Here is a 6,908-nt window from a genome sequence, read left to right as displayed (position 1 = left end):
AGAAGCGCAGGCTGCTTTTTCTCGAAAACAAGAAGCAAAAGGAGAAGGGCAATGAAACGGACGGACGCGCCGCTCGTGTTCGCCATCACGTCCTCGTCCCCCCTCTGGAAATCACCCATGTCCCATTCCGAAATAATTCACAAAAAATTTAGCACATTCTTTCGGAAAGGGGGAGAGGGATATTCCGAAGGAATGTGCAAAAAAGAGTCTTTTTTGTGCGGAAATAAAGTGATAATTTACACCATGGTGCTAGTTCATCGCTGGCGTTCAACTAGACGGAGTGTTGCAAGCGAATACACGAACAAGACGCCAATCTAGTGTCACTTCAAACCATAAAATCGAATTAGCGCGAATTTCTTGTGATACGATACTGGTCCACGATGACAGAGAACACCGTTTCAATCACTTCTTCCATGAACCACACATGAGCTTCGTCCACTGGATTGTCATATGCGTAAGGAATTCCGGATTTTGGGATTTTACCACTCACCTAGCTTTCGATCGCGCTCTGTAGGCAAAAAGTTTAAATACGCCATAAATAGTGTTACAAAGGATGCTCGATTTTCTCTTGTGCTAAATCGCTAAATCCATGAAGCGGATCCAATAATTATTTTCCATCATCTGTTTAAATCCCTTCATAACCTGTTTTAGGTGGCGTAATCAACTCCTTTGGTTTAGTCATTTGGAGGACTTCAAATGGAGCCTTATGTATAAGTAAAGAAGTGTTGTAGGCGATATCTTTTTATAGATTAGGAGGAGTTTTAATGAAAAAACTTTTATCATTTAGTTTGTTTATGTTCGTAATGCTCTTTTCAGCTATGGTACCTTTAGCATCAGCTAGTAACATAACTAGTGATAAAAACGCTAAGAATGTAAATAGAATGTTAGAATTACTTGGTTTTTCTAAGGAAGATATTAAAGATCTAAAAGCAAATAAATTTGATGTAGCAGATATAGATTTTAAAAATAAGGATGTAAGGAATTTGAAACTAAAAAAGAAGGATATTTTATTTTTGGCTCACTTTGGATTTACTAAGGAACGAATTGAGCATTTCACACTAAATGATTGGGATCATTTTAAGAATATGGAGGAGCCTGAATTAGTAGATGTGAATGTTTCGTACTTCAAAGTCGATGAAAATAATGGAGAGCTAATTCCTATCACGAAATACGAGTTTGAGGAGAACAAAAAACAGCGAGAGGCATATTATGATGAAATAAAAAAGAACCCTAACGTAACATTAATTACCTCTTTATGTGATCCGGACAATACCTGCAATGGATCAAACTCATCATCGATGGTGAAACTGACTGTTGCTGTCACCCATTCATCGAAATATGCAATTGTTTCTGATTTTGATTGGGTCAATGATTCCAACGAAAGGCATGTTGACTTATTTGGAACTGGGCATAAAGAAGCTTTGACTGTAAATTATGAATCAATATTTGGAAGTTGGACAACTGAGTACTATGATAATTATGGTTATGTAGCAGAAAGGACTTCGTACTTTAATGGTGCAACATATAAATTTTCTACAGGATATGTTCATAAATTAGACAGAAATTCTTCTACGCATCAAGAATTTTGGCAATACAATGGGAAGTGGATACATGCGCAAGATGACTCAGGATATACGTATGCTGAATTTGTGTGGAGCTCTGGAACGAGTTCTTCTGCATATGCCAATTATACGCATATGAAGACGGGATGGAGTTCATCGTTTAGTGTATCGATGCCGCTAGGAGCGTCAATTTCTGTTTCAGGAACGACAAGTTATATCCAAATACCAAACGCGGCAGTTTCCTTTACAAGATGAAATTACTGTGTTATGTCTGATTTGCCGCGAATCGATATTTACGGTGAAGGGTGGCTTATCATTGAAACGGATCCTCCGTTATGTTTTGTTGTGTACAATGCTAGTTGGCTGCGATCATCAGGAGATGAATTTACAGGCTCATCATTTGGATGCAAAAAGGCAAGGTTTTGATCAAGAAGAGATAGAAAGCCTCATCAGAGAGCCGGAAAACGCCAATAAAGTCAACCAACAGCTCAAAAACAAGGAGGCTGCGTCTTTCTTTCGGCTGGGGATGACGAAAGAAGAGATTCGGCACCTGAATCGGGAGGAGATGGATTTTTTTCGCGCGAGAAGTGCGGCGAATCAATGGCATGAGCTCGATGAACAAACGGTGAAGGAGATTTTCAAGAAACAGGCGGATTATCAAATGATCCGGTGCAATATCGAGAAACAGAAATTATGCACCGCGTCAACGATTTACACCGATCAAAAAAAGAACATCATGGAATTGACCATATCCGTTTCCTTGTTAAATCGAGAAGACCATCGATATGCCGTCGTCTTGTCGTATGAATGGCTTATAGATCCGAAAGAAAAGGAGACGGATTTTTACGGGATTTTGACGACAGAAAATGCGGTTGTGGATTATCATCAGCTTTATAGCTCCTACAAGACGTATCGGGATGCATCTCACGTCAGCATACAACATATTAGGAAACCCTATCAATCTTCTGTTGTGGGGTATATGATCAAAAATTCCCTGCACAAGGAAAACAGCCGCCACTTCGGATATGTGTATTCTGAAATCGTCCCTTCAGATCACGCGCAAACGTATATCGATGTTGAGGGATTTTATGTTCATGCTAATCGGACATGGAGAGAAAACGACTTGTTTTCCTTCCAAGATGTTTATAACTGGAATGAGAAGGCTGACGCGGTGATGTTCAAGTCTCCGGTGATCCGAATCTCAATCCGACCGTGATGAAGCGGGATCGAACGTTTTGTTTCGGGGGAGCGCTCTTTTTGGGCGCTCCCCTGTCTTTCATTTCACATGCCAGGCGGCTCTGTTCAGCCGCGCCCGGTCTTCCTGTTTAGCTCTGGACTTTTTCAAGCGCCAATTTGATGCCGAACCCGATCATCACCGTGCCCGTGATGCCTTCGATCCATTTCTTCGTTTTCGGCCGCTTCATGAAATCGCTGATATAATGGATGAAGGAAATGTAAAACAAAAACCATATCGCGGTCATCGCCGTATAAGCCGCCCCCATCAGGAGAAACGGAACAAAGGAGTGCGAGCCCGGTGCTACGAATTGCGGCAAAAAGGTTAAGAAAAAGGCCGCCACTTTCGGATTTAAGAAATCGGTCAGAAACCCTTGCTTGAAGCAGGCGGTATGTTCTCCTCCTCCTCTGATGTCCGTTTCCACACTGGGGGCTTCGCCTTTTTTCATGACCCCATATAATGCCTTAACGCCTAAATACGTTAAGTACACAGCACCCACATACTTCAGGATCGAAAACAGCAAGGCCGATTGCATAATGACGGCGGAAAGCCCGAGCGACGCCGCGGCGGTGTGGAGAAACAAGGCGCAGCAAACCCCTAGTGCGGTTTTCAAGCCGCCGATCTTCCCTGCGGAAATGGTGTTTTTGGTCACCACCGCTGTGTCGGGGCCGGGCAGCACAATCAAAAATATCGATAAGAGAAGAAACGGGTACAGATGGATCATTGGACAGCCCTCCCATTGTCAGAATGTTTCGATGGGTATCATTGTATCGCAATCGTTCCTCGATTGTAAATTATGGACGTTATGAATCTATGAACTGACATTGCCCTTGATGGTGCGGCGGTCATTTTTATTTCGCGCCGCCCGCGCTTATGGTATAGTGAAGATAGCTGGAAATCGAACGAATTGGTGATCGTGATGATTTACATCGGACTGACTGGTTGGGGGGATCATGACAACCTCTATCCGCCAGGTCTTGCGGCGAAAGACAAGTTGCTGGAATACGCGGCCCATTTTCCGACGGTCGAGGTCGATTCGTACTTTTACGCCATTCAGCCGCGTTCGAACGTGGAAAAGTGGATTCGCGAGACGCCGCCGTCGTTTCAGTTTATCGTGAAGGCATACCAAGGAATGACCGGGCATGAGCGCGGCCCGATTCCGTATGAAAGCAAGGAAGCGATGTTTGCCGCGTTTCTGGAATCGATCGCGCCGTTTCAGGAAGCGGGGAAATTGGCGATGGTGCTGTTTCAGTTTCCGCCGTGGTTTGACTGTCGGCGCGAGCATGTGGCGTACTTGCGCTGGACAAAAGCGCGGATGGGGGAGGTGCCGGCGGCGCTCGAATTTCGGCACCAATCATGGTTTTCGCCGCGCTTTTATGAAAAAACGCTTCACTTTATGGAAGAGGAAGGGTGGATTCACACAATTTGCGACGAGCCGCAGGCGGGGGAAGGGTCGGTGCCGACCGTTTTGCATCCGACCGACCGGGAAAAGACGCTCATCCGCCTGCACGGACGGAATGTCCACGGCTGGAACAAGGCGACGGCCGGCGAGAACTGGAGGGCGGTCCGCTATTTATACCGGTACAATGAGCGCGAGCTGCGCGAGTGGGTGCGCCATATAGAGGCATTAAAACAAAAAACGAAACAGATTTACGTGCTGTTTAACAACAACTCCGGCGGCGATGCCGCCGACAACGCCAAACAATTGATCGATTTGCTTGGCATTGAGTACACGGGCCTGGCGCCGCGGCAGCTTGGTTTGTTTTGAAGCGGGGAAGAGGGGGATGGAGGATGGCGTATGCGTTGCTTGTCTTGATCGGCTTTATCGCGGGGACGGTCGGCAGTTTGGCCGGCCTTGGCGGCGGGGTGATCATCGTGCCGTCGCTTCTGTTTTTCGGCGCGCTCGGCTGGCTGTCGGCGGTGACGCCGCAAGTGGCGGTCGGCACGTCGCTTGTCGTCATTATTTTCAATGGCTTATCGTCCACATTGTCGTATATGAAAGACAAAATGGTCGACTATCAAAGCGGCTTGCTCTTTTGCCTTGGCAGCGTTCCCGGGGCGGTCATCGGCGCTTGGGTGAACAATACGCTGAGCGCCGCTCATTTTTCATTGTATTTTGGGCTGTTTTTAATCGCCATGTCGCTCTTTTTGTCGCTGAGCCGGAAGAAAACGAAGCGTTCGGCTGACGAGACGGCGGCGGCGACGGAGAATGAACGGGAGTCATCCCGATCCGAGACGAAAGCGGAAACCCGCTTGAAACGGGCATCGTGGTGGGCGCGGAAAGTCATGCGCACGTACACGGAGCGGAACGGGGAGACGTTCGTGTACGGCTATTATCCGCTCGCCGCGATCGCCATCGCGTTTGTGGTCGGCTTTTTCGGCGGGTTGTTTGGCATTGGCGGCGGCTCGCTCATGGTGCCGGCGATGATCGTGCTGTTTCGCTTTCCGCCCCATGTGGCGGTCGCCACGTCGATGTTGATGATTTTTTTGTCCTCGCTCGTCGGTTCTCTCACCCATGTCGCGATGGGAAATGTGCAATGGTCGTTTGCCCTTGCCCTCATTCCCGGCGTATGGATCGGCGCGAAAACCGGGGCGTGGATCAATAAGCGGATGCCAAGCCGGACGCTTGTCGTCGTGCTTCGGATGGTGCTCGTTTTGCTTGGCCTTCGGCTTGTGATCGAAAGTTTTTCGTAACCAAGGAGGCTTGCGCATTGAAGCAAACCGTCTATATTTATCATACGAACGACGTGCACAGCCATTTTGAACATTGGCCGCAAATCGCCCGCTTTTTGTCAGAACGGAGAAGGGAGCATCGCGCGCGCAACGAGGCGATGCTTTTGTTTGATGTGGGCGATTTTCTCGACCGCGTGCACCCGATTACCGAGGCGACGCGTGGAAAAGCGAATGTGGACTTATTGAACGATCTTCACTATGATGCGGTGACGATCGGCAACAACGAAGGGATCACCCTTGATCATGATGAACTGGATACGTTGTACGAACAGGCTCGGTTTCCGGTCGTTGTCGCCAATTTGTTTCGCCGCGATGGCGTGCGGCCGCATTGGGCGCTGCCGTATGTCGTCATCCCGGCGACGGAGACGTTTCGCATTGGGGTGGTTGGCGCCACCGCTCCGTTTTCTCACTTTTACGAGCTGCTCGGCTGGAAGATCGTTCCGCCGTTTGACATGTTGGCAGCGGCGGTGGAGGAAGTGAGGCAAAAGGCCGATTGCGTCGTTGTGCTGTCTCATCTTGGGGTGAATGAGGATGAAAAAATCGCTGCGACGATCCCAGGCGTGGACATTATTTTAGGCGCTCACACCCACCATGTGTTTCCAGAAGGAAAAACATTGAATCAAACACTGCTTTGCGCGGCGGGGAAATACGGAAAATATGTTGGGGTGGTCAAGCTGGAGATTGACCAAAACCGGCTGTCCAGGGCATCCGCGACGGTCGTGGATGTCGAACCATTGCCCCGCTCCGAGGCGGTCGAGCGCCATCTTGTTTGTCTTGAGCAGGAAAGTTTGGCGCGGCTTGAAGCGGAACAAGTCGCCGTGCTCCATGATGACTTGCCGCTTGACTGGTTCGCCCCGTCGCCGCTTGGGAATTTGCTTGCTTCCGCTTTGCGTGAGTGGTGCCAAGCGGACATTGGCATGGTTAACGCCGGCGTGCTGCTTGCGCCGCTTGCGAAAGGGCCGGTGACGAAAAAAGATTTGCATCGCATTTGCCCGCATCCGCTCAACCCGTGCAAGGTGAAGCTGCGCGGCGCGGAGCTCAAAGAGATTATCCTTGAGGCCAACACGGAACGGATGAAGCATTGGCAGTTTAAAGGGTTTGGCTTCCGCGGCGAAGTGATGGGGGAAATGGTGTACGACGGCGTGGACATCGAGGCCGGGCTCGAGGAGGACGGTCAATGGCATATCCGCCGCATTATGATCAACGGCGAGCCGCTCGATCCCGAGCGCACGTATGAGGTGGCGACGACCGATATGTTTGCGATCGGCCACTTTTATCCGCAAATTCAGCGGGCGGCGGAAAAAACGTATTACATGCCGGAGTTTTTGCGCGATCTTCTCGCTTGGAAATTGGCCCAATAGGCAGGCACTTCTTTTTCC

General features: G+C 48.9%; 6 protein-coding genes. 5 read left to right on the top strand and 1 reads right to left on the bottom strand.

Annotated features, from left to right (window positions below; genetic code table 11):
- Positions 1-764 precede the first annotated feature (764 nt).
- Complete coding sequence (locus T260_RS128080) at positions 765-1,817, top strand: hypothetical protein (RefSeq protein WP_023634074.1); 1,053 nt, start codon at positions 765-767, stop codon at positions 1,815-1,817.
- A 61-nt stretch (positions 1,818-1,878) separates the two neighbouring features.
- Positions 1,879-2,778, top strand: a complete 900-nt coding sequence (locus tag T260_RS128085) for a hypothetical protein (protein WP_236620439.1) — start codon at positions 1,879-1,881, stop codon at positions 2,776-2,778.
- 109 nt (positions 2,779-2,887) lie between these two features.
- On the opposite strand, the gene T260_RS128090 is transcribed toward T260_RS128085, so the two are convergent.
- Positions 2,888-3,520: a LysE family translocator gene (locus T260_RS128090; RefSeq protein ID WP_011232456.1), complete on the bottom strand. Its 633-nt coding sequence runs from the start codon at positions 3,518-3,520 to the stop codon at positions 2,888-2,890.
- A gap of 195 nt (positions 3,521-3,715) precedes the next feature.
- Here T260_RS128090 and T260_RS128095 point away from each other — a divergent pair, with 195 nt between their 5' ends.
- The 3 genes from T260_RS128095 to T260_RS128105 are packed head-to-tail and all read left to right on the top strand — an operon-like array spanning position 3,716 to position 6,890.
- Positions 3,716-4,564 (top strand): DUF72 domain-containing protein, encoded by an 849-nt coding sequence (locus T260_RS128095; protein ID WP_011232455.1) that lies wholly within the window; start codon positions 3,716-3,718, stop codon positions 4,562-4,564.
- 23 nt (positions 4,565-4,587) lie between these two features.
- The gene (locus T260_RS128100) at positions 4,588-5,490 is read left to right on the top strand and encodes a sulfite exporter TauE/SafE family protein (protein WP_011232454.1); all 903 of its coding nucleotides are present in this window, start codon (positions 4,588-4,590) and stop codon (positions 5,488-5,490) included.
- Between the two features lie 17 nt (positions 5,491-5,507).
- On the top strand, positions 5,508-6,890 hold the full coding sequence (locus T260_RS128105) for a bifunctional metallophosphatase/5'-nucleotidase (RefSeq protein WP_011232453.1): 1,383 nt from the start codon (positions 5,508-5,510) through the stop codon (positions 6,888-6,890).
- Positions 6,891-6,908 lie beyond the last annotated feature (18 nt).

Source organism: Geobacillus thermopakistaniensis, from assembly GCF_000498995.1.
Classification (GTDB): Bacteria; Bacillota; Bacilli; order Bacillales; family Anoxybacillaceae; genus Geobacillus; species Geobacillus thermoleovorans.
This window is presented reverse-complemented; position numbering and strand designations above follow the sequence as displayed.